At 58.0% G+C, this 24,716-nt stretch carries 12 protein-coding genes; 6 read left to right on the top strand and 6 right to left on the bottom strand.

Annotated features, from left to right (window positions below; all coding sequences use genetic code 11):
• Window positions 1-163 precede the first annotated feature (163 nt).
• From ltrA to ABIQ96_RS10930, 3 genes are all read right to left on the bottom strand, one after another.
• Entirely contained in the window at window positions 164-1,453 is a 1,290-nt protein-coding gene (ltrA, locus tag ABIQ96_RS10940) for a group II intron reverse transcriptase/maturase (RefSeq protein WP_348214620.1), read from the bottom strand.
• Window positions 1,454-3,198: 1,745 nt separating this feature from the next.
• Window positions 3,199-3,459 carry a Txe/YoeB family addiction module toxin gene (locus ABIQ96_RS10935; protein ID WP_348214619.1) on the bottom strand — a complete coding sequence of 87 codons (261 nt, stop codon included), beginning with the start codon at window positions 3,457-3,459 and terminating at the stop codon, window positions 3,199-3,201.
• Window positions 3,443-3,703 (bottom strand): hypothetical protein, encoded by a 261-nt coding sequence (locus tag ABIQ96_RS10930; protein WP_348214618.1) that lies wholly within the window; start codon window positions 3,701-3,703, stop codon window positions 3,443-3,445. Before ABIQ96_RS10930 ends, ABIQ96_RS10935 begins: the two co-directional genes overlap by 17 nt.
• A gap of 233 nt (window positions 3,704-3,936) precedes the next feature.
• Between ABIQ96_RS10930 and ABIQ96_RS10925 the strand changes: the two genes are divergently transcribed.
• The 3 genes from ABIQ96_RS10925 to ABIQ96_RS10915 are packed head-to-tail and all read left to right on the top strand — an operon-like array spanning window position 3,937 to window position 5,791.
• Window positions 3,937-4,563, top strand: coding sequence for a LemA family protein (locus ABIQ96_RS10925; RefSeq protein WP_348214617.1), 627 nt, complete (start codon window positions 3,937-3,939; stop codon window positions 4,561-4,563).
• A 2-nt stretch (window positions 4,564-4,565) separates the two neighbouring features.
• Entirely contained in the window at window positions 4,566-5,351 is a 786-nt protein-coding gene (locus ABIQ96_RS10920; protein WP_348214616.1) for a TPM domain-containing protein, read from the top strand.
• 14 nt (window positions 5,352-5,365) lie between these two features.
• Window positions 5,366-5,791, top strand: a complete 426-nt coding sequence (locus ABIQ96_RS10915) for a TPM domain-containing protein (protein ID WP_348214615.1) — start codon at window positions 5,366-5,368, stop codon at window positions 5,789-5,791.
• Between the two features lie 212 nt (window positions 5,792-6,003).
• Here ABIQ96_RS10915 and ABIQ96_RS10910 read toward each other — a convergent pair whose 3' ends face one another.
• The 3 genes from ABIQ96_RS10910 to ABIQ96_RS10900 all read right to left on the bottom strand — a co-directional run bounded on the left by ABIQ96_RS10910 (window position 6,004) and on the right by ABIQ96_RS10900 (window position 20,248).
• On the bottom strand, window positions 6,004-6,909 hold the full coding sequence (locus tag ABIQ96_RS10910) for an alkaline phosphatase family protein (RefSeq protein ID WP_348214614.1): 906 nt from the start codon (window positions 6,907-6,909) through the stop codon (window positions 6,004-6,006).
• 164 nt (window positions 6,910-7,073) lie between these two features.
• Window positions 7,074-7,691: an SLBB domain-containing protein gene (locus ABIQ96_RS10905; RefSeq protein WP_348214613.1), complete on the bottom strand. Its 618-nt coding sequence runs from the start codon at window positions 7,689-7,691 to the stop codon at window positions 7,074-7,076.
• Between the two features lie 50 nt (window positions 7,692-7,741).
• On the bottom strand, window positions 7,742-20,248 hold the full coding sequence (locus ABIQ96_RS10900) for an Ig-like domain-containing protein (protein WP_348214612.1): 12,507 nt from the start codon (window positions 20,246-20,248) through the stop codon (window positions 7,742-7,744).
• Between the two features lie 551 nt (window positions 20,249-20,799).
• On the opposite strand from ABIQ96_RS10900, the gene ABIQ96_RS10895 reads away from it, so the two are divergent.
• Genes ABIQ96_RS10895 through kdpB form a run of 3 tightly spaced genes read left to right on the top strand, consistent with a single transcriptional unit; the run spans window position 20,800 to window position 24,714 of the window.
• Window positions 20,800-20,883 (top strand): potassium-transporting ATPase subunit F, encoded by an 84-nt coding sequence (locus ABIQ96_RS10895; protein WP_348214623.1) that lies wholly within the window; start codon window positions 20,800-20,802, stop codon window positions 20,881-20,883.
• A gap of 9 nt (window positions 20,884-20,892) precedes the next feature.
• Complete coding sequence (kdpA, locus tag ABIQ96_RS10890) at window positions 20,893-22,683, top strand: potassium-transporting ATPase subunit KdpA (protein ID WP_348214611.1); 1,791 nt, start codon at window positions 20,893-20,895, stop codon at window positions 22,681-22,683.
• A 9-nt stretch (window positions 22,684-22,692) separates the two neighbouring features.
• Window positions 22,693-24,714 (top strand): potassium-transporting ATPase subunit KdpB, encoded by a 2,022-nt coding sequence (kdpB, locus tag ABIQ96_RS10885; RefSeq protein WP_348214610.1) that lies wholly within the window; start codon window positions 22,693-22,695, stop codon window positions 24,712-24,714.
• Window positions 24,715-24,716 lie beyond the last annotated feature (2 nt).

Genomic DNA, 24,716 nt, shown 5'->3' with positions numbered 1-24,716 from the left:
GATTAAGGTAGAGACGTCGGTTGCCCGACGCCCCCCTCGCAGATCCCGGCGTGCGGAATTACCGCACCGGGCTCCTCGGAAATGCGCGCAGGTGGAACTTCGGACATGTTTGGATTTCTGTTGTTGGACAATTTCATACGGGGCGGGGTTGGCTTTGTCGAGCTTATCGGGGCCATGGTTTCTCGATCACTTGGGGCGTCGGAATCTGCCAGCGTTCCCATGCGACCTCGAAGGAGGCCCAGGTGAAACTCTTGCGCTGGCTGCGCCGATTGAGCCATTTGTAAAACAAGCCCTTCGCGAAATACGCGAAGCTGCTGGTCTTTTCCGAGTTGCCGATGACTCCATAGTAGTTCCAGTGGCCTTGCAACTTGCGTCTCAGGGTGGTGACGAGGTCCGGAAGCCGTGTGCTCCTTTCCTTCTTGATCCAGTCCTTGAGTTTGGCAAGTCCCGCACTGAATTTCCTGCCGTTCGTGGTGCGTCTCACCCGCCAGAAGTTAGGATTGCGCCGGCTTTGCCCCCAATAGAAGTCGAAGCCAAGGAAGGTAAACTTCCCGCTGCTTTCCGCCTCCCACCGGTTGAATTTAACCAACGCGCTCTTTTCCTCGGCGAGTGCGAGTCCGAATTTCGCGAGGCGTGCGGGCAGTTCCCGCAGATAGGCCTCGGCATCATCCCTTCTTTGGAAACAGACGACGCTATCGTCCGCATACCTTCGGAAAAGGACGCTGCCCTTGCTTTTCCTTGCTATCACCTTCTTGATCCACAGGTCCTGGACGAAGTGCAGATAGATGTTTCCCAACAATGGCGAGATGACTCCGCCTTGCGGCGTGCCCTCATGGGAGGGCGACCAATGTTTCAACTCTTCCATCACTCCGGCCTTGAGCCATTCGCGGACGATTCGGATCAGGGCGCGGTCGGCAATGCGTGTTTCCAGCATTTTAATCAGCCAGCCGTGGTCGATATGATCAAAGAACCCTCTGATGTCCGCTTCGACGACCCACCGATGCTTCCCGTCGTGGAGCACCTCGCCCAGCTCCTGGCTGGAGTGGCGGGCGCTGCGTCCGGGGCGGTAGCCGATGCTTTCGTCGGCGAAGTCGTTTTCCCATATGGGTTCTAGGATCATCCTCACGGCTTGTTGTACAATCTTGTCTTCCAACACGGGGATACCTAACGGTCGCATTTTCGTGCTTCCCGCTTTGGCGATCCACCGGCGTTTGACGGGCTGGGCGCGGTAGCTCCCATCCTTCAAACGCGATTCCAATGACAGCAGGTTTTCATCAAGGTTTTCCGCATACTCACCGTGGGTCACGCCGTCGATTCCCGGTGCGGCACGGCGTTTGAGTCTGCGGAACGCCTCTCCGAGCATCTGCCGGTCGAGTAGGCGGGCAAGGCTCCGGAAGCGATGTTCCGGGTTCTCTTCCGCTTTGGTTCCCAGTGCGGACAGGGTGCTTGACACGCCTTGGTCGAGGGTATTCGTGCCCCGTGCGTGAGTGCTGTGTCCGCGTTGCATTTCCGCCCGCCCCTTCGCCGTGTGACCGGTGTTACCGTCTCTGACTACTATGGGCGGGTCTGATTCCCGTGCTCTTTTGGCGACCCCTTCTTTGCGTTGGAAGTCGTTGATCCGTTGAAGGTATATCTCTTCTGGCGGATGGGGAGCCGGGCGTCCCGAGTTCAAGGCGCCACCCTCCGCAGGGTGGTCGTTTGTTCGCTTCTCTTCACACATGCCACGGTCTAAGATCGACCCCGGTGGAACCGTCAACGCTCGCCATGACGCGCTTTCCGATGCTGGATTCTCCATAACGTTACTGGATCTCCTTCCACATGACACTTTTACGGGGCTATATCAACCTTCAAGCGTTTGCGAAACGCCCTGTGGCCTGCGTGATTCCCTGTGTACGCTTCAATCATGTTGTTTCCCCATCCGTCAGCCTCCAAGTTGGCCTCCGGGTAAGTATTGTTGACGCGGTGTCTTCCGCGGATTTCCAATGGGTTAGCTAACATGCCTGCAACACTCGGTAGTTTCTACTGGCTAGGTTTTGAAACAACAGGTCTTTCACCTGATAAGAAGCGCCTTGCTTGGCTCGACGCACAACGTAGAGTGATGGCACCGGCGAGATCAAGCTCCGATTCAACGAGAGACGTTATCGCCGGTTGCCACGCACGACTTGACAGGCTCCGATTCTACTTTCTGTTTTGGTCATTGAGGGGCCTCATCAAACTCTCAGTGGCTCTGGCGTTCTGGAATACTCCGATCATCACGAAGATGAAACCAGCAATCGTGAGCACCACGCTTCCCGCGACTGCCGTGTTGAGGACTAACGAATGACCTTGGATTACATTCAGGTCGCCTTTCGCTTCTGGAAGGGTGCCGCTGTGATTCATCACGTCCGAAATGCTTCCGATCATTTGCCAGGCTATCAGTCCGACCAAGACGCGAGAAATCAACGAAGCTGTAATCAAGCAGATTCCAATTGTGATCTTTTTGCTAGGGAGCATCATAGTGGGTGAATTGTAGTCTAAATTTCTGCCTATCAGTCTTTATTAGCCGGATTGCATAATCGCAGGAGCGCGATATCCGATCCGCTGCCATTGGATAGAGCCAAACGCTTTGGGCCTTGGGCGTCAACGAAATCCGTGGATTCGAGTCCGGAGTGTTGGGCGGAAGCTGCGAGAGATTCCGGTGATCTTCAAGAATCCCGGAGCAGTTGGATATGATCGTTTTCGTCGTCCGGGCTTTCCATTAAGGTGATCTTCCCGGAAAGCGGGGGAACCCGAAATTTCTGGAGCCAACAGAGGAAACATCGGGGGGCGGATAAGCTTGGAGAAACCGGTCCTGGTTTACGCGTGGAGTGTCCGCCCTCCCTATGGACGAGGAATGCGCTTTTCTGGAAACTGCGAAACAAAAACGCCCGGCCTCCAATATCGGGTGGCCGGGCGTTTGTGAAAGTTAGAACGGACTACGCCTGTGGAACGGGCGTTTGCGTGGCGGGTTTGGGGGCGCGCTCGATGTGGCTGGCGGTGGCCCAGGCGATGAGGACTTCGGGGTTGCCCTTGTAGACGCGGTTGAAGATGGAGCTGAGGATGCGGATGCCGGTCTTGCCGCTGCGGAGGACGCCGGGAATGGCGGCGGTGGCTCCGCTCTGATTGCCGAGGGAACTGCCTTGCTCGCCTGAAGGTGTTCATAGAACGAGTGCAGTGCCTTCAGTCATCATAGTGACCTCGGGCTTGGGCAATGATCAAACGTTCGCCCTCCACTTGATAAACCAGCCGATGCTCCTGATCGATGCGCTTCGACCACCAGCCCGACAACTCCCCGCGCAGAGGCTCGGGCTTACCAACACCAACAAACGGATCGCGCCGTGTTTCCTCGATCAGGCGCAGCAAGCGCTTCGCCAGTTTTGGATTCGTCCGCACCCAGAATTGAAGATCCTCGAAGGCCTGCGGCTTAAATTCCAAGCGCATTTTTCAGGTCTTCGACGGTTTCAAAAACGCGGTGTTCGGAATCAGGGGTCGCAATGGCTTCCCGCAACCGTGCCGCATTTTTAGTGGACCCCATCAAACGATCCGTGACATCCCCGGGCGCGCCCCGTTGAGGGCCAATCGTCTTGCTCAGGATGTACTCCTTGATCGTCATACCGGAAAATGTCGCCAAGGTTTTAATTTGGCGATGCTGCTCCGGTTCGATTTCAATCGTGAGTCGATTCATACCCAAAAAATTGTCAACTTTGACACTTTTGTCAAATTGGAATTTCTCACCCGCCCGGCAGGCAATTGCGGATGGGGACGAGGTTCTTGTTGAGTCTATTGTTGGCATTGAGATCGCGGGGCACGAGGCGTCCAGCGCTTCCACTGTCAAACAGCCTGTTGGCTTTCCGGATTCGAAATTGACGCCGGATTTCCATTCGACGCGGCAGGTTGGATGGATTACATCATGCGTTCATGAACAAAATCTGGATTGTCCTCATCGCCATCGTCGGGTTGGTCGTCGTCCTCGGGCTTTCGGTCGCGGGAAGTTATAACGGGCTGGTCGGAAAACAGCAGGGCGTGGATGCCGCTTGGGCGAACGTGCTTAACCAATACCAACGCCGGGCGGATCTGGTGCCGAATCTGGTGAAGACGGTGCAGGGTTCCGCGGATTTCGAAAAATCCACGTTGGAAGCCGTAGTGAACGCGCGGGCGTCGGTGGGGAAAGTCACCGTCGATCCTGGAAAATCCCCGGAGGATCCCGCGACTTTGCAGAAATTCCAGGAAGCGCAGGGTCAGTTCACCAGTGCATTGAGCCGGTTGCTGGTGGTTGCGGAAAACTATCCGGATCTGAAGGCGAGCGCGGGATTCCGCGATTTGCAGGCGCAGCTTGAGGGAACGGAGAACCGGATCTCGGTGGAGCGCGGACGTTTCAACGATGTGGCAAAGGAATATAACACCGGAGTCCGCAGTTTCCCCGCGGTGTTGTTCGCGGGGATTTTCGGGTTTCATCCGAAGCCGTATTTCCAATCCGACGCCGGTGCGGAGAAAGCGCCCGACGTGAAGTTTGATTTCGGCGGCACGCCTGCTCCGGCTCACTGAAAATGATCCGTTCCCTGCATCGCCCGGCGTGGGTTTCCATGCTGGTGGTCGTGTTTTGGAGCCTTGCCGCGTTCGTTCAAGCGGCGGCTCCGCTTCCGGCGAAGCCGACGCCGTTCTATATTCGCGACGATGCGAAATGGTTAGGCTCTGGCGCATTCGATGCGCTGGATGCGAAACTGAAGGCGTTCGAGCGGGAGACTTCGTCGCAGTTCGTGGTGGCGATTTTTCCGAAGATCCCGGAGGGCGAAGAGTTGTTCGACTTCAGCCAGCGGCTCTATGAAAAGTGGAAACCCGGCGGCGCGGAGAAAGACAACGGCGCGATTTTCCTGATCTTCGCGGATGACCGGAAGCTGCGGATCCATACCGGCTTCGGCATGGAAGGCGTGCTGCCGGATGCGCGGTGCAAGCAGATCATCTCTGACATCGTCGCGCCGCTGCTTCGTCAGGGAAATCGCGAGGCGGCGGTCAACGCGGGTGTCGATGCGATGATCGCGGCGGCGAAGGGGGAATACAAAGGCACCGGGAAAACTCAGTTGGATGGCTCGCCGAGTTCCGGCGGCTGGTTTCCATTGCTCCTTATCTTGGCAATCGTCGGATTCGTCATCTGGGGCCTCTTCACTGGGGCCTTCACGCTAACGGATGTGATCTTCACCGTGCTCGGCGCTTCACGTAGCGGTGGCGGCGGTAGTGGCAGTTCGTCCGGCTGGGGCGGGGGAGGTGGTGGCGGCGGAGGATTTTCCGGTGGCGGCGGCAGCAGCGGCGGTGGAGGCGCGAGCGGAAGTTGGTGAGATCTAGCAGCACAATGGAATCGATTTTAACAACGGAAGAAGAGAGCTTGCTGGTCGATGCGATCCGCGAGCAGGAGCTGCGGACCAGCGCGGAGATCCGCGTTTGCCTGACGTATAAATTCATCTGGCGGGCCGAACGCTACGCCTGGGAAGTATTTGATAGAACCGGCATGCGCAACACCCGCCAACGGAACGGTGCTCTCATCGTGATGATGCCACGGATGAAAAAGGTAGTCATCATCGGTGACAGTGGTTTCGACGCGGTCGTGCCGGAAGGATATTGGAAAGAAGCGGTCGAGGCGATGATTCAACAAATGCATGATGCCACACCACTCGAAGCCCTGCGCGAAGGACTGAAGCGCCTCGGCGACAAGCTTTCCATCCACTGGCCACGTGAGGAGGGCGATGTGAACGAGCTGCCGGACGAGATCCTGAAGTGATGCGTTGCTGCTGAGGGGCTGGGGTTCAGGGGCCAGGGGCTGGAAAGAGGACGTTATTCCTCACGGAGCGCGCATCCAGCGTCCGCGGTAGCAGACATCTCAAGAAATGGTGAAACCCTGGACAGCTAGCCGATAGGCAAATTCATCCTGGCTTTCATTCATCAAATTTTCTCCGAGCCTGAAGCCCCTGATCTCTGGACCCTCAATAAACTTCACTGCCCGACGAAGGCCGTCACTACCGGCCGCCCCCAGAAGCTGTCCGGCACCGGCACTCCTAACAACCACAACGCCGTCGCCGCCGTGTCATATTGCACCACTGGCGCGGTGATTTGAAATCCCGGCTTCACATTTTTTCCCCAAGCCACCCACGGGATGGTCACGTCGTCCGAGGTGGGATCTCCATGCGTGCCGCGGGTGACGCCTTTCGAATCCTTGATGTCGTGACCACCGTGATCTGCGGTTAGAATGAAAACGCTGGAATCTTCCATTCCTGCCTTGGCCACCGCATCCCGCAGCACTTTGAGTGCGGCGTCGCTGTCGGCGAAGGCCTGCATTTTTTCCGGAGAATCCATTCCGAACTCATGGCCCTTCACATCGGGATCGCCAAAGTGAATGAAACAAAGGTCCGGCTTCAGCTTGGCCACGTTGTCCGCAAACTCCTTTGCCACGCTGCCCGCCGTCACGTCCTTCGGGCAAACGAAGAGATCCACGCTCCCCGGCAGCACCAAGTGGCGGAACTTTTCCTTCGCCACAAACATCGCCGTCACTTTGCCCTGTGCCTTCGCCAGACTGAAAATTGTTGGCACCTTTACCAGACCACGCTCCGGCTCGTAGCTGTTCCACAAAATCTGATGCTTCTGAACGCCCACGCCGGTGAGCATCGAGGTGTGTGACGGCAGGGTGATACTCGGCACCACGGTGTAGGCTTCCCAAGTGTGCGCTCCCTGCTTGGCCATCTCCTTGAACACCGGCATCTGCGCCTTGGCGATTCCGGCTGGAGCTCCTTGGTCGAAACTCACGATGAACACGTGCTTCGCCCGCGGTTCTTCTTTGGCAAAAAGGGTGGCGGGTAATGCTGCAAGTGGCAGGGCGAGGAGTAATAAGGCGAGTGATTTCATCGGAAGCAAGGTCTGTGCCTACGCATGCCACGCGCCGGACCTGTCACACAAGCCCCGGTTTAAGATGTTCCTTCCCGCCGGATTCTTGATCAATTGAAGGGCCTCCACATGGAAGCTCTCCTTTTCTTGGAGAATGAATTCATCTAGCAGGTTTTCGCCTCTTGTCATTCCATCAGCTTCTTCACAACCGAGTCCTGGCCTTTCCAGCGGTCGATGATGCCCTTTTGTTCGACTTGGATCGAGTCGCCGGGGTGGAGGAGGATGTTCTTGTGACTGAGGTTGGTGAAATCGAGGCAATACTGTTTCCCTTCGCGAATCAGGAACAGATTGCGGCCGCCGAAATCATTGCGCCCGCCCGCGCCATCGATGGCTTGGAGGACGGTCAGGTCTTTCCGGAACGGGACATCTCCGTTCCTGCGAACTTGCCCGCCGACGCTGACGACGGTCGGTCCATCGATGCCGCCGCCCTTGAGGACTTCAACCTCGATGGCGGGCTGGGAGTAGATTCCGGCGGTTTTATATGCGGATTCGGCGGCGCGAGCGAATTGTTCGGGAGTGAGACCGCGGGCGGTGACGAGCTGATCGAGCATCGGCAGGCGGACATTTCCGCTCTCCCCGACGCGGTAGATCCCAGTAATCTTCTGTTGTTCATCCGCTGCTACCCCACGGATGGTGAGGCTGATTTGCTCACCGGCTTCCAGTCCGGCATGGGCGGTGCCGACAAATCCGGGCAGGAAAAGGAGCGAGGCTAAAAGGCGGCTGAAGAGTTTTCTGCGGATCATGAAAGTTACTTTGTGGTAAAAAGTAACTTTGGCAAGTTCGGAGTTTCATCTCATTCCTGCGCGGCTGGCTGGCGTCCGACGCGGTAGAACATTCTCGGCTGCGGGGTGATGGGAATCCGTGTGTCGTGGAACTCGAACGGGCCGGGTTCGGTGACTTGCTTTGTCGTGACGTATTCCCATTGGCTGAGGTTTTCCGAGCATTCCAGAACGTAGGAACCGGGCTTGCTCGCGGTCAGTCGGATCGTGAAATCACCGGGAGTCCCTGACAGGGAAAGCGGGCCCGGTGTCTCGGGAGTAGATCCGGAACCGGCTACCGGCGGGGCAATCGATGAGGCCGCGGTGACCCGGACATTGTCGAGCATGAGGTCGATGGCCTGAGTCGTGGCTGACAGGTCGCGGAAGGTCAGGGTGGTGGAAGAGCTGTTAGCGACGAAGTTGAAACTCTGGGCCAGCCATAGCGAGGTTCCCTGGCCGTTGCCGAAGATGGTGATGGTTTGGGTGAGGAGGGTGTTGGTGCCGGTGACCGTCACTTGCAAAACTTGGGAGTTCGTGTTGTAGGCGAAGACCCCGGCATCGAAGGCGAGGGTGCAGGTTTGACCGGGTGCGGTGGCGAAGGATTGGGAGAGCACGGCGTTGGGGGCGGTGTTGGCTCCATTGAATCCGACCAGCTTGGTGCCGTTGGTGGGAGCGTAAATCGTCGCCGTCTGGATGACTTGGTTTCCGGTAGTCGTCCAACCGGTGAAGCCCGACTCAAAGCTGCCGTTGACCAGTCCCACGACCGGGTTGATTGTTAGGCTGACGGTCGCGGTGTTCGAATCGAGCAAGCCATCGTTGGCATGATAAGTGAAGGAATCCGCACCGCTGTAACCGGCTGTGGGCGTGTAGGTGAAACTTCCGTTCGCATTCAAGGTGACGGCGCCGTGGCCGGGGCCGGCATTGATTGCAGCGGTGAGTGGTTGCGATTGGGCGTCGGTATCGTTGACCAACACTCCGGCGGCAGGCACGATGAGCGCGGTGTCCTGGTTGGTTGAATAGGAATCCGCCGCGGCCACCGGAGCGGTGTTGGGTTGGATGATGGTTAGATTCACGGTCGCGATATTGGAATCGAGCGAGCCGTCATTGGCGTGGTAAGTGAATGAATCACTGCCGAAATAGCCGGTGGCGGGGGTGTAGGTGAATCCGCCGCTGGTATTCAAGGAAAGGGTTCCGTGGGTCGGGCCGCTGTTGAGCACGGCAGTGAGCGCTTGGGATTGGGCGTCGGTGTCATTGGCTAACAGTCCGGCGGCGGAGACTACGAGGGCGGTGTTCTGGTTGGTCGAATAGGAATCGGCCGCGGCCACCGGAGCCGTGTTGGGTGCCGTCGAGGTCCGGACGTTGTCGAGCACCATGTCGAGACCGGAGGTGGTGGTGGATTGATCGCGAAAGGTCAGGGTGGTGGTCAGGCTGTTGGCGGTGAAGGTGAAGCTTTTCGGGAACCACTGGGCCGAGCCGCCGCCGTTTCCGAAGATGTTGATCGTTTGAGAGAGGAGTGAGCCCGTTCCGGTCACAGTCACCAGGAGGGTTTGAGAGTTGGTGTTATAAGAGACGATGCCAGCATCGAAGGCGAGGGTGTAGGTCGTCCCGACCAGAGTGGCGAACGATTGGGAGATCACTCCGTTAGGGGTGGTATTGGCTCCGTTAAAGCCCGCCAGTTTGACTCCGTCGTTTGCGAGATAGGGTGCCGTCGATTCGATGAAGAGATTGCCACTGGTCGTCCAGCCGCTGAAGCCGGATTCGAAGCTGCCGTTGACCAGTTGTCCGGTGATGACCTGGTTGACGGTGAGGCTGACGGTCACGGCGTTGGAATTCAACGTGCCGTTGCTGGCACGGTAAGTGAAGGAGTCGGTTCCGAAATAACCGGTTGTCGGCATGTAGGTGAAGCTGCCGTTAGGATTTAAAGTGAGCGCGCCGTGGCTGGGTCCTGTATTGAGCACCGCGGTGATCGGGCGGGCCCTTGGATCACTGTCGTTGGCTAGTACTCCCGCGGCTGCGACGACAAGAGCGGTGCTTTCGCTGGTGGCATAGGAATCGGCGGCGGCGATGGGCGGCGGGATGACCTCGTTGATGGTGAGATTCACCGTCGCGATGTTGGAATTCAAACTGCCATTGTTGGTGTGATAGGTGAAGGAGTCGGTTCCGAAATAGCCGGTTGTCGGCGTGTAGGTGAAGCTGCCGTTGGAGTTCAGCGCGAGGGTTCCATGACTTGGGCCCGCATCGGGCACGGCGGTGAGCGGACGCGATCGAGGATCGGAATCGTTGGCCAAAACTCCTGCGGCGGCGACCACAAGCGCGGTGCTTTCATTCGTACCGTAGGAATCGGCAGTTGCGATCGGTGGAGGGATCACCTCGTTGATAGTGAGATTCACCGTCACGATATTGGAATTCAAACTGCCGTTGGTGGCGTGATAGGTGAAGGAGTCGGTTCCGAAATAGCCGGTCGTCGGCGTGTAGGTGAAACCTCCGTTGGTATTCAGAGTGAGAGTGCCATGGCCCGGGCCTGCATTCAGAATTGCAGTGAGGGGGCGAGATCTAGGGTCCGAATCGTTGGCAAGCACGCCGGCCGCAGCAACCACGAGTGTGGTGCTTTCATTGGTGGAATAGGCGTCGGCAGCCGCAGCCGGTGGAGGGATCACTTCATTGACGGTAAGATTCACCGTCACGACGTTGGAATTCAAACTGCCATTGCTGGCGTGATAGGTGAAGGAGTCGGGTCCGAAATAGCCGGAAGTCGGGGTGTAAGTGAAACTGCCGTTGGTATTCAAAGCGAGCGTGCCGTGGCCCGGGTTGGAATTGACTGAGGCTGTTATCGGGCGCGATCGGGGATCGTTGTCGTTGGCCAGAACTCCCGCAGCTGCGACAACGAGTGCGGTGCTTTCGTTGGTTGAATAGGAGTCGGCGACCGCAACCGGTGGAGGAATGACTTCATTGATGGTGAGTCCGACGCTCACGATGTTGGAATCAAGAAATCCGTTGCGGGCATGATAGGTAAAGAAGTCGGTTCCGAAATAGCCGGCGGTCGGCGTGTAGGTGAAGCTGCCGTTGGCATTCAAAGCGAGTGTGCCGTGGGCCGGACTGGCATTGAGGATCGCCGTCAGCGGCCGGGATCTCGGGTCGGTATCGTTGGCCAAAACTCCAGCGGCGGCAACCCCCAGCGCGGTGCTTTCATTCGCGACGTAGGAGTCGGCCGTGGCTACGGGAGGAGGAATGACCTCGTTGACGGTGATGCTTGCGGTGACAACGTTGGAATTGAGGAATCCGTTGTTGGCGCGATACGTGAAGGAATCGGGACCGAAATAGCCGCTTGTCGGCGTGTAAGTGAAACTGCCGTTGGCGTTCAAAGTGAGAGTACCGTGGCCCGGCCCTGTATTCAAGACGGCGGTTAAAGGTCGTGATCTGGGGTCCGAATCGTTGGCAAGCACGCCGCTGGCGGAAACTACGAGTGCGATGCTTTCGTTGGTGGAATAGGAGTCGGCGACCGCAACCGGCGGAGGAATGACTTCATTGACCGTGAGTCCCACGCTCACAATATTAGAATTCAAAAATCCGTTATTTGCATGATAGGTGAATGAGTCGGATCCAAAATAGCCAGTCGTCGGTGTGTAGGTAAAGCTGCCGTTGGCATTTAGAGCGAGTGTTCCGTGGCTTGGATTGAGATTGATGATTGCCGTCAGCGGCCGGGACCTCGGATCGGTGTCGTTGGCCAATACTCCGGTGGCGGCGATCACCACGAGGGCGGTGCTTTCATTCGTCACGTAGGAATCGCCAGCCGCCACCGGTGGAGGAATGAGTTCGTTGACGGCGATACTCACCGTCACAATGTTGGAATTCAAAAATCCATTGTTCGCATGATAAGTGAATGAATCGCTTCCAAAGTAACCATTGATCGGTGTGTAGGTGAAACTGCCGTTGGTATTTAACGTGATGTTGCCATGGCTCGGGCTGGCATTGAGCACGGCGGTGAGAGAGCGGGAGCCTGAGTCCGTGTCATTGGCAAGCACTCCGGCGATCGGCACGATCAGCGAGGTGCTTTCATTCGTAGCATAGGCATCGGCAACGGCCACCGGCGCGGCGATGACCTCATTGATAGTAAGATTCACCCCGACGACCTCGGAATTCAACGTCCCGTCATTGGCGTGATAAGTGAAGGAGTCGCTGCCGAAATAACCAGCGGTGGGTGTGTAGGTAAAGCCGCCGTTGGCATTCAGGGAAAGGGTTCCATGACTTGTTCCGGAGTTGAGAATTGCAGTCAAGGCTTGTGATTGGGCATCCGTGTCATTGGCAAGAATTCCGTTAGCAGGAACGACAAGAGCCGTATCCTGATTGGTCACGTAGGAATCGGCCGCTGCTACCGGTGCGGTGTTGATTCCGTTGACGGAGATACTGACCGTGACGGCGTTGGAACTAAGAGCTCCGTCGTTGGCGAAATACGTGAACGAGTCGTTGCCCGAAAAACCATTGTTGGGGGTGTAGGTGAAGGCGCCGTTGGTATTCAATACCACGGTCCCGTGTCCCGAGCCGGTATTGAGATACGCGGAAAGGGTTTGTGATTGTGCGTCCGTGTCGTTGGCCAGCACCCCGGCGGCGGGAATGACCAGCGCGGTGTTTTGATTTGTCGAATAGGAATTCGATACCCCGACCGGTGCAGTATTGCTAACCGGTGGCGGTGCGGTGACCCGCACGTTGTCGAGCATCATGTCGAGATTGAGGGAGGACGATGATTGGTCGCGGAACGCCAAAGTGCTCGATGTGCTGTTGGCGACGAAAGTGAAACTCTGGGGCAGCCAGCGACAGGTTCCTCCTCCGAGTCCATTGATGGTGATAGTTCGGGTGAGAAGGTTGCCTGTGCCGTTGACCGTCGCCTGCATCGTCTGGGAGTTAGTATTGAACGAAAGGACCCCAAGATCAAAGGCCAGCGTATAGGTTTGTCCCGCCGTCGTGGAGAATGACTGGGACAATACGGCGTTAGGAGTCTGGTCGGCGCCGTTGTATCCGACCAGCTTGGTGCCGTCGGTCGGCACGTAGGGGGCGGCTGACTGGATGAATTGGTTACCGGTGGCTGTCCAGCCGGTGAAGCCCGATTCGAAGCTGCCGTTGACGAGGCCCGCGAAAACGAATGGATTCACGTTGAGCCTTACGATCACGACGTTTGAATCCAGAGTGCCGTTGTTGGCATGGTAGGTGAACGAGTCGGTTCCCGAGTAGCCCGCCGCCGGAGTGTAGGTGAACGAGCCGTTCGCATTCAAGGTCAGCGTGCCATTGCCCGGACCCGCATTGATTACGGCGGTTAGAGGCCGGGATCTGATATCGGTATCGTTGGCCAGCACTCCTGCTACTGCGACCACAAGCGGGGTTCCATAGTTGGTTGAGTAGAAATCCGCCGCCGCCAACGGTGCCGGAATGACCTCGTTGACCGCGATGTTTACGTTCACGATGGTCGAGTTCACCGTGCCGTTGCGGGCGTGATAAGTGAATGAATCGGAGCCGAAATATCCGGCAACTGGCGTGTAGTTGAAACTGCCGTTCGCATTCAACGCCAGCGTCCCGTGGCTGGGACCGGCATCGAGGAGTGCGGTGAGCGGGCGGGATCGGGGATCCGAGTCATTGGCAAGCACCCCGGCGGCGGGCACGACCAGCGCTGCGTTTTCGCTGGTTGAATAGGAATCCGCCACCGCCACCGGCGCGGGAATCACTTCATTGATGACGAGGCTTACGGTGGCGCTGTTGGAGTTGAGGAATCCGTTGCGGGCATGATAGCTGAACGAATCGTTTCCGAAGTAGCCTGCGGCCGGGGTGTAGGTGAACGAGCCGTTCGCACTTAGCGAAAGCGTGCCGTGAGAGGGGAGCGTGTCGGAGATGGCGGTTAGAGGTCGGGACCTCGGATCGGTGTCGTTGGCCAATACTCCGGCAACCGGGATCGTGAGAGCGGTGCTTTCGTTCGTGATGTAAGAATCCCCGGCGGACACCGGCGGAGGAATGACTTCATTGATGGTGATGGTCACCGTCACGATGTTGGAATCCAGAAAGCCATTCCGGCAGTGATAGATGAATGAATCGATTCCGAAGTAGCCGGTGGTTGGCGTGTAGGTGAAGCTGCCGTTGGTGTTTAATGTGATGCTGCCATGACTTGGACCGGCATTGAGAATTGAGGTGAGCGGACGGGATCGGGGTTCGGTGTCGTTGGCCAGCACTCCCGCGGCAGCGACAACGAGTGCGGTGCTTTCGCTGGTTGAATAAGAGTCTCCGACTGCTACGGGTGGAGGGATCACTTCGTTGACGGTGAGGTTCACCGTGACGACGTTGGAATCGAGAAATCCGTTGCGGGCATGATAGGTGAAGGAGTCGGTTCCGAAATAGCCTGCGACCGGCGTAAAGGTGAACGAGCCGTTCGCATTCAGCGACAGCGTTCCGTGAGCGGGGCCCGCATTGAGGATGGCGGTAAGTGGACGTGATCTCGGATCACTATCGTTTGCCAGAATTCCCGCAGCCGCGACGACGAGTGCCGTGCTTTCATTGGTCGAATAGGAATCGCCAGCCGCGACCGGCGGAGGGATGACTTCGCTGACGGTGATGTTCACCGTCACGATGTTCGAATTCAAAAAGCCATTACGGGCGTGGTAGGTGAATGAGTCGGAGCCGAAATAGCCGGCAACCGGCGTATAGTTGAAACTGCCGTTCGCATTCAACGACAGTGATCCGTGGCTCGGACCGGCATCGAGGAGTGCGGTGAGCGGGCGGGATCGAGGATCCGAGTCATTGGCAAGCACGCCGGCGGCAGCGACGGTCAAAGCAACATTCTCGTTGGTCGAATAGGAATCCGCCACTGCCAGCGGTGCGGGAATCACTTCGTTGACGACGAGACTCACGGTGGCGATGCTCGACGCCACAAAGCCGTTGTATGCGCGATAGGTGAATGAATCGGTTCCGAAAAATCCCGCGGCGGGCGTGTAGTTGAATCCGCCGTTAGAGTTGAGGGTCAGCATGCCGTGTCCCGGGCCCGTGTTGAGAACGGCGGTGATCGGGCGAGATCTCGGGTCCGAATCGTTGCCCAGCACTCCCGCGGCTGGTATCACCAGCGGGGTGCTTTCATTGGTCGAATACGAATCACCGACAGCCACCGGTGCCGGAATGAATTCGTTGATGACGAGGCTGACGGTGACAATGTTGGAATCGAGGAATCCGTTGCGGGCGTGGTAGGTGAACGAGTCGGTCCCGAAATAGCCGGTGGTCGGCGTGAAGGTGAAAGAGCCGTTCGCGTTCAAGGCCAGCGTGCCGTGTCCCGGGCCGGTGTTGAGAACGGCGGTTAGAGGACGCGATCTCGGATCCGAATCATTGCCGAGCACTCCGGTAGCCGGAACCACGAGCGCGATGCTTTCAGTAGTCGCGTAGGAATTCCCCACGGCGACGGGCGGCGGAATGACCTCCGTGATCGCAAGTGTCACCGTCACGACATTGGAATCCCTAAATCCATTGCGGGCATGATAGGTGAAAGAATCCGTTCCGAAATAGCTTCCAGTCGGATTGTAGGTGAAGCTGCCGTTCGCGTTAAGAGTCAGATTTCCGTGACTCGGACCGGTATCGAGAACGGCCGTGAGCGGGCGCGATCTCGGATCCGAGTCGTTGGCCAGCACTCCGGTGGCGGGAACAATCAGGACCGTGCTTTCGTTGGTCGAATAGGAATTTGCCACGGCCACCGGTGCGGGTATGACTTCGTTGATGGTGATGGTTACCGTCGCGATGTTCGATACAAGAAAACCGTTGCGGGTGCGATAGGTAAACGAATCGGTTCCGAAATATGCGCTAACAGGAGTATAGGTGAATCGTCCGTCCGAGCTGAGGCTCAGGGTGCCGTGGCTTGGTCCGGTATTAAGCAGCGCGGTCAACGGACGTGATCGGGGATCGGTGTCATTGGCGAGCACGCCCGCGGCCGGCACCACGAGTGCGGTGCTTTCGTTGGTCGCGTAGGAATCCGCGGCGGCCACCGGCGGGCGGATGATTTCAATGACGTTGATGTTCACCGTCACGATGTTCGAGTCCACGAAACCATTGCGAGCGTGGTAGGTGAAAGAGTCGGTTCCGAAAAATCCGCTGGAAGGTGTGTAGGTGAAACTACCGTTAGCATTCAACGTCAGCATGCCGTGGGCGGGTCCCGCATCCAGCACCGCGGTGAGCGGGCGGGCCCGGGTGTCCATGTCGTTGGCGAGCACCCCGCTGGCGGCAACCACGAGCGGCGTGCTTTCATTCGTGGAGTAGGAATTGGCTGTGGCCACCGGCGCGGGAATGACTTCTTTAACGAGAACAGCAACCGTCACGACACTGGAATTGAGGAATCCGTTGTTGGCATGATACGTGAACGAGTCGGTTCCAAAGTAGGCAGTGGTTGGCGTGTAGATGAAATTGCCGTTGGCATTCAACGCGAGCGTGCCGTGTACCGGGCCGGTATTGAGAATGGCAGTTAGAGCGCGTGATCTCGGGTCGGAGTCGTTGGAGAGTAATCCGCCGGAACCAACCACAAGCGGAGTGCTTTCATTCGTCACATAGGAATCGGCGACTGTGACCGGAGGGGGAATTACTTCATTGACAGCGATACTCACCGTCACGACGTTCGAATTCAGGAAACCGTTTCGGGCATGATAGTTGAAGGAGTCGATTCCATAGAAACCGGACGCCGGGGTGTAGCTGAAACTTCCGTTAACATTCAGCGACAGGGTGCCGTGGCTCGGCCCTGTGTTGAGAATAGCGGTGATCGGGCGCGATCGGGGATCCGAATCATTGGTCAACACGCCTTGCGCGGGTATCGCGAGGGGAACATTTTCGTTTGTCACATAGCTGTCGGCCACCGCTACCGGGGGTGGAATGACTTCATTGACCGTGAGGCTCACCGTGACGATGCTCGAGTTCAGGAAACCATTGCGGGCATGATAAGTGAAGGAGTCGGGTCCGAAATAGCTGGTGGTCGGAGTGTAGGTGAAATTGCCGTTCGCATTCAACGACAGCGTTCCGTGGCTTGGACCTGCATCAAGGATGGCGGTGATCGGGCGGGATCTTGGATCCACATCATTGGCAAGAACGCCGGTTGCCGGCACTACTAACGCGGTGTTTTCGTTCGTCGCGTAAGCGTCCGCTTCGGCCACGGGAGGGGGGATGACCTCGTTGACAGTGAGGTTCACTGTTACGGTTTCCGAATCCCGGAATCCATTGTAGGCGTAGTAGGTGAACGAATCGGGCCCGTAGTAATTGTGGACCGGTTTGTAGGTGAAGCTGCCATTGCTCTGGAACGTCAGGCTGCCATGGGCAGGCCCCACATCGACAATCGCGGTGATTGGGCGCAGCCTTGGATCCGAGTCGTTAGTGAGGACCCCGGCCGCCGGAACCACCAACAGCAAATCTTCGTTCGTCGAGTAGGAATCATCCACCGCCACCGGTGGCGGAATGATTTCGAAAACGGTGAGATTCACCGTGACGATCCCCGAATCGAGGAAACCGTTGCTGGCATGATAGGTGAAGGAGTCGGATCCAAAAAATCCGAAGGCCGGAGTATAGGTGAAATTGCCGTTCGCATTCAACAACAGTGTTCCGTGGCTTGGACCGGCATCGAGGATGGCGGTGATTAGGCGGAATCTCGGATCCGAATCATTGGCGAGCACTCCCGAGGCTCCTATGACAAGGGCAGTGCTTTCATTTGTCGCATAAGCATCCGCGACAGCCAGCGGCGGTGGAATGACTTCATTGACAGTGATATTCGCCGTCGCGATGTTGGAATCCAGAAAACCGTTGCGGTTGTGATAGGTGAAGGAGTCGGTTCCGAAAAATCCGGGGTCGGGCGTATAGACGAAGCTGCCGTCAATGTTGAGACCGAGGCTGCCGTGAACCGGTCCCGTATCGACATTTACCGTTAGAGGTCGCGATCGGAGGTCAATGTCATTCGTAAGCACGCCTCTTGCCGGAACGACCAGCGGGATGTTTTCACTGGTGGAAAAAGAATCCGGGACAGCCAAAGGAGCGGGAATGACCTCGTTGATGGTGAGGCTGACAGCAACGATGCTCGAACTCAGGAAACCGTCGCTGGCATGGTAGGTAAATGAGTCATTTCCGAAATAGCCGCTGGCCGGGGTGTAGGTGAATCCGCCGTTGAGGTTCAAACTCAGTGTCCCGTGGAGCGGACGCACATTGACCACTGCGACCAGAGCATTGCCATCGACATCGCTGTCGTTCGCAAGCAGCCCGCCAGTGGGAACCACGAGCGCCGCGCTCTCGTTGGTGGAATAGGAATCCGAGGTCGCCACCGGCGCTGTGTTAACCGGAGAGGCCGGGGGGCCGGTGACACGCACGTTGTCGAGAGTCATGTCGATGCCCGTTGTTGAACCGGACAAATCGCGGAAGGTGATGGTGGATCTCCCGCTGTTAGCCACGAAGGTGAAGCTCTGCGGCACCCAGCGGTTGGTGCCGCCGCCGAGATTGGTGAGATTGATCGTTTGTGAAAGGAGACTGCTCACCCCGGTCACGGTCACCTGAATCGTCTGTGAACTGGCGTTGAAGGCAACCACGCCGGCATCGAAGGCAATGGTGTAAGTGCCCCCCACGGCGGTGGCGACAGCTTGGGAAAGGACGCCGTTAGGAGCTTGGTTTCCTCCATTGAAAGTAAGCAGCTTGGTGCCGTCTGTCGGTGAATAAGGAGCCGCGCCCTCGATGAGCAAACTTCCGGAAGTCGTCCAGTTGGTAAGCCCTGATTCGAAACTTCCGTTCAAAAGCGGCTTCGGAGAAACGGTTGCCAAAACGTCATCGGTGGCCTCCTGCGCGTTGCCATCGGTGACTGTGAGTTGAATCACCTGAATGCCCACTGGCAGGGTGACCGTTGGGTTCACGCCGGTGGCGATCACGACTCCGCCCCGCAGCCAAGTGTAGGTAAGGCTCGGGGAATCACCTGCGATGGTGGTGCTGCCATTGAGCGTGACGGGCTCCGATCCATTGCCGTCCAGATCGATGACTTCGATGTCGGGACCTGCCCGGGCGGACGGGCCGGTCTTGGCATTGGCGGTGAATGAAAGCCAGTTGATCGCTCCCGCTGTGTCGCCCGGAAGAGTGCTGAAAATCCCCAGCCGGATGACGTGTTCCCCCCCATTGAGGTGGATCTCCGGGAGAGTCACCGTTTGCCAACTGTTGTTTTGCGGAATGGCGACATTGTTGGTGACGTTGACGCCGTCCACTTCCAGATACACCTCGCCGCCCGGGGTCGGATTGAATATCCGGAGATACGGAGTATAGCCTCCGGCGGACTCCACCATGACGGTGTATTTCAGCCATTCTCCGGCTTGCGTATGGAAGATCTCATAGCCGCCGCCCGAGTCGCCGGTGGCCTCGATGTCCACTCCTTCATCCGTGCGGTATAGGCCGCCTTCGTTCGCGGGCGATAGGTCCTGATAGGAAATCCCCGACCCGCCGAGGTCGAAATCTTCGGCCTCGATCTGACCGGGGACGGGAGCGGGAGCGACGCGGAACGGGCGGGCGATTGTGGCGGGCGAATAGGCGGCGACGATGGCTTCGAACCATTTGTTGGCCACCCAATTGAAGCCAGTGTCATTCGGATGAACCCCGTCGGGATCGAGTCCGTTCACTGGAAAGCCGGTGTTCAGATCCACAAGATAAACTTTTTTTCCGGCGGCTTGGAAACCGGCCACCACGTTCGAAACAATCACATTGTAGGCCTCGTCGTTGGTCAGGCTGGGAATCGGAGTGATTTTCGCCACCAGTAGTTTGGCGTTTGGTCGGAGGGTGGTGATTTTGGAAATCAGAGCCTGCAGGCGGCCTTCCGCTCCGGGGAAAATGGTCATGTCGTTGGTTCCGGCCATCATCGTGATGATGTCGGGAAAAACCGCGGCACGGCCCGTTCCATTTCCTCCGGTAAGCCAGTAACCGCCGTTGGGATTGCGATCAGGGCCACCGAGTTCGAGATATCGGGTGCTGTCGAGCCCGTCGAGGTTGTTGCAGATATCCTGGAGGTTGTACGATGAATGACCCTCGTGATAGCGTTGGTTGATCGGTTGCAGCGGAAGCGAGCCAGGCCGTTCCACCGAGGTCCCGACATAGCGGAAATTCAGCGCCAGAGGACTGAGGAGAGTGTAGAGAGGACCCCGGTAGCCCGCATTGCCGCCGTTGTAGCCGTAAGTGATGGAGTCGCCCAAGGGCATGATCCGGAGGTCGGCAGGGAATGTCGGCGAGACCTCGACGTACATCGCCTTCAGCGTGTGGTTGGCATCCATTGTCACCTGCGCGGTAAGCCCGGATTCGTAGGCCACGCCGTCCTTCAGCCATTTTTGAAATCGATATCGGCCCACCGCATTCGGAGCGGTCAGGGTGACCACGGCGGCGTCGGGGTAATTGAGCGTGAAATTGGTCGTAACTATTGAGTTTCCAACGCTGTCAGCCGGACTGGCGGTCACGCTCACCGAGGTGGGAGGCGATGATTCCACCGACAGCGTCCGGCAAAAAGCGACAGGTGCCGCAAGCAGAAACGCGAACACGAAAATGCCCAAGTAGCGCGATCGAGCGCCGCAAATTCGCGGAATCGAAGTCATTTCCAGGGGGGCTGGGGGGTAATACGGAAGGTGGAAATTCCGCTCGGGGGGAGGGAGATCGAACTAGGAAAAATTTTTACACCAAGTAATTCCGGCTGCAATTTGTGTGCCGGAATCGCCTGAGATCCGCCTTGTATAAAGGTTTTGTGGCGCTTTACAACCCCAAATCTTCACCGAAAAGGAGGTCTTTCAGTCGGGAGACGAGACCGGTTTCCAGATCGAGATCGCCTCCATTGCTCAATCACGAGCAGCTCCCGGGCATCAACATGGCAAATGATAGGGCTGGCGGTGTGTGACCATTCGCCGACTTGTCATTTACGTTTTTTTAACGTGATCGCCCGGCCCTTTAACTACCCGGCGCGTCGTCCCGTGGCATCTTGGGATCACCAACAGCCACCCTCATGACCGACCTCATCTACATCGCAGCCACCATCGGCTTCTTCGTTCTCGGCGCGCTCTACGCCCGGTTTTGCGAAACACTCTAACCTCTACACAACATGGAAACCATCATCATCGGCGGCATCGCCCTCCTGCTCATCGGCTACCTCGTCGTCGCCATGATCCACCCGGAAAAATTTTAACTCACGTCCATGCACACGAACGACTGGCTCCAACTCGCGCTCTTCATCGGGCTGCTCGCGCTGATCACCAAACCGATTGGCATCTACCTGACAAAGGTGCTCGATCCCCACGGGAAGACCTGGCTCGACCCGCTCATCCGGCCTTTTGAAAAAATCACCTACCGCCTCATGGGCGTGGATGCTTCGAAGGAACACGGATGGAAAGGCTACACCGTCGCCATGCTGGTGTTCAGCGCCGTGGGCGTGCTTTTCACCTACACGATCCTCCGCCTGCAAAACATCCTGCCGCTCAATCCGCAAGGGCTGCCCGGTCTGAGTCCGGCGCTCGCGTTCAACACCGCGGTCAGCTTCACCACCAATACGAACTGGCAGAGCTACGGCGGCGAAAGTACCATGTCGTATTTCTCGCAAATGGTCGCGCTGGCCATTCACAATTTTACTTCGGCTGCTGTCGGTATCTCCATCGCCGCCGCGCTGGTTCGCGGGATTTCTCGGCACTCGGCCACCACGTTGGGAAACTTCTGGGTCGATCTGATCCGCACCACTTACTACCTGCTGCTGCCGCTCTGCCTGGTCTTCGCGGTGTTTCTTGTTTCCCAAGGCACGATCCAGAATTTCAAGGCCTACGACACCGCCACGCTTATCGAGGCGATCCCTGAAACGCCAGCCGTCGCCGCCACCGGCGATACGCCAGCCGTTGCAGCGGTCCCCACAGTGACCACGCAAACCATCGTCCAAGGCCCGATGGCCTCGCAAGCCGCGATTAAAATGTTAGGCACCAACGGCGGCGGCTATACCAATGCCAACGCTGCCCAGCCGTTTGAAAATCCGACGCCACTGTCCAATTTCATGCAGATGCTCTCCATCTTCGCGATCGGCAGCGGGCTCACCTGGTATCTCGGAAAATCCACGAAAAATCAGGCACACGGCTGGTCGATCTGGACGGCGATGATGATCCTTTTCACCACCGGAGTCCTCGCCTGCTGGTGGGCGGAAGCACATGGAAATCCCATCCACCAAGCCCTCGGCATTGCGTCCGGCGATGGCAACATGGAGGGCAAGGAAGTCCGCTTCGGCATCTTCAATTCCTCGCTCTTCGCCACCATCACTACCGCCGCCTCGTGTGGTGCGGTCAACTCGATGCATGACTCCTTCACCGCCATCGGCGGATTGGTGCCGCTGTTCATGATCGAGCTGGGAGAAGTCGTCATCGGAGGTGTCGGCGCGGGACTTTACGGCATGTTAGTCTTTGTGGTGCTCGCCGTATTCATCGCCGGGCTGATGGTGGGGCGCACGCCGGAATACCTCGGGAAAAAGATCCAGGCCTTCGATGTGAAAATGTCAATGCTCGCCCTGCTCGTCCTCACCGCCAGCATCCTCGGCTTCACCGCGTGGGCTGCTGTCAGCACTTGGGGGCAAGCAGGACTGAACAACGCCGGACCCCACGGATTCAGTGAAATCCTATACGCCTACAGCTCCGCCACCGGCAACAACGGCAGCGCCTTCGCCGGTCTAACCGCGAATCCCGCCGACGGCGATCCGCATTACAACGTCACCCTCGCCATCGCGATGCTCATCGGCCGATTCCTGATGATCATCCCGATCATGGCTCTCGCCGGATCGATGGTGAAAAAGAAGATCTCGCCACCCAGCGCCGGCACATTCCCGGTTTCGGGCACCACCTTCACCGTGCTGCTGCTGGGCACCGTGATCCTCGTCGGCGCGCTCAATTTCCTCCCGGCCCTGGCGCTCGGACCGATCGTCGAACACTTCCTGATGCTCAAAGGACAACTTTTCTAACTCACCGCCATGTCACACACCAATCCCTCACTTTTTGACAAATCAATCATCGCTCCGGCGGTCGGCGATTCGTTCCGCAAGCTCGATCCGCGGCTCATGATCAAGAACCCGGTGATGTTCGTCACCCTCATCGGTGCCGTGCTAACAACCGTTGCGATCTTCACCTCGCACGATGACCGCGGCTTCGTGATCCAGCTCGCCATCTGGCTCTGGTTCACCGTGCTGTTCGCGAATTTCGCTGAAGCCGTTGCCGAGGGGCGCGGGAAAGCTCAGGCCGACAGCCTCCGCAAAGCGCGAAAGGACACGATGGGCCGGCGTTTGAAGAATGGGAAAGAGGAAATTGTCGCCGCACCGATGCTTGAAAAGGGCGATCTCGTCGTCTGCGAAACCGGCGATGTCATCCCCGCCGACGGCGACGTGGTCGAAGGAATCGCCAGCGTCGATGAGGCCGCCATCACCGGCGAATCCGCCCCGGTCATCCGCGAAAGCGGTGGCGACCGCAGTGCCGTCACCGGTGGAACGCGTGTCATCAGCGACCGCATCGTCATCAAGATCACCTCGGAAAAGGGCAACACCTTCCTCGACCGCATGATCTCGATGGTGGAGGGAGCGAAGCGCCAGAAGACACCTAACGAAATCGCTCTGACCATCCTGCTTTCCGCGCTCACGCTGATTTTCCTGCTTGTCGTGATGACGCTGGAGCCCTTCGGCACCTATGCGGGAATCAACTTCACCATTCCGGTTCTCGTCGCGTTGTTAGTGTGCCTGATTCCCACCACCATCGGTGGACTGCTGAGCGCCATCGGCATCAGTGGCATCGACCGGTTGATCCGCCGAAACGTCATGGCCACCAGCGGCCGTGCCGTGGAAGCTGCGGGGGACATTGACGTGCTGATGCTCGATAAAACCGGCACCATCACCATCGGCAACCGCATGGCTTCCGATTTCGTTCCCGCACCCGGCGTGACCGAACAGGAACTCGCCGACGCCGCGCAACTCGCTTCTCTAGCAGACGAAACTCCCGAAGGCCGCAGCATCGTCGTGCTCGCGAAGGAAAAGTTCAACATCCGCGGCCGCGAAGTTGCCCATCCCCACGCCACCTTCGTTCCCTTCACCGCCCAAACACGGATGAGCGGTGTGGACATCGAGGGCCGCAGCGTCCGCAAGGGAGCCGCTGATTCGGTGAAACAATGGGTTGAGCAACAAGGCGGACTCTATCCAACCGATGTCGAGAAAGCCGTGGAAGCAGCATCCCGCGCCGGTCGCACGCCGCTGGTTGTGGCGGATGGACGGAAAGTATTGGGAGTCGTCGAACTCAAAGACGTCGTCAAAGGCGGCATCAAGGAACGTTTCGCGCAGCTTCGCAAAATGGGAATCCGCACCGTGATGATCACCGGCGACAATCCGATGACCGCCGCGGCCATCGCAGCAGAAGCGGGTGTCGATGATTTCATGGCCCAGGCCACGCCCGAGGACAAACTCAAGCGCATCCGCGACGAACAGGCCGCCGGACACCTCGTCGCCATGACCGGCGACGGCACCAACGACGCGCCCGCCCTGGCGCAGGCCGATGTCGGAGTCGCCATGAACACCGGCACCCAAGCCGCCAGAGAAGCGGGCAATATGGTGGACCTCGATAGCAACCCGACCAAACTCATCGAGATCGTGGAAATCGGCAAACAACTGCTCATGACCCGCGGTTCTCTGACGACATTTTCCATCGCCAACGACGTCGCCAAATACTTCGCCATCATCCCGGCGATGCTGATGGTGACCTTCCCCGCGATGGCGGCGCTCAACATCATGAAACTCGGTTCGCCACAGAGCGCGATCCTCAGCGCCATCATTTTCAACGCGCTCGTCATCGTCGCGCTCATTCCGCTCGCTCTGAAAGGTGTGCCCTACAAGCCGCTCGGAGCCATCGAAGTCCTCCGCCGGAACCTGCTCGTTTACGGCCTCGGCGGACTCGTCGTTCCGTTCATCGGCATCAAAGCCATCGACCTCGTCATCACCACCCTCCACCTCGCCTGATT

The organism is Luteolibacter sp. (assembly GCF_039920825.1).
Classification (GTDB): Bacteria; Verrucomicrobiota; Verrucomicrobiia; order Verrucomicrobiales; family Akkermansiaceae; genus Luteolibacter.
The sequence above is the reverse complement of the archived record's forward strand: the minus strand, read 5'-3'. Positions and strand labels throughout refer to the sequence as shown.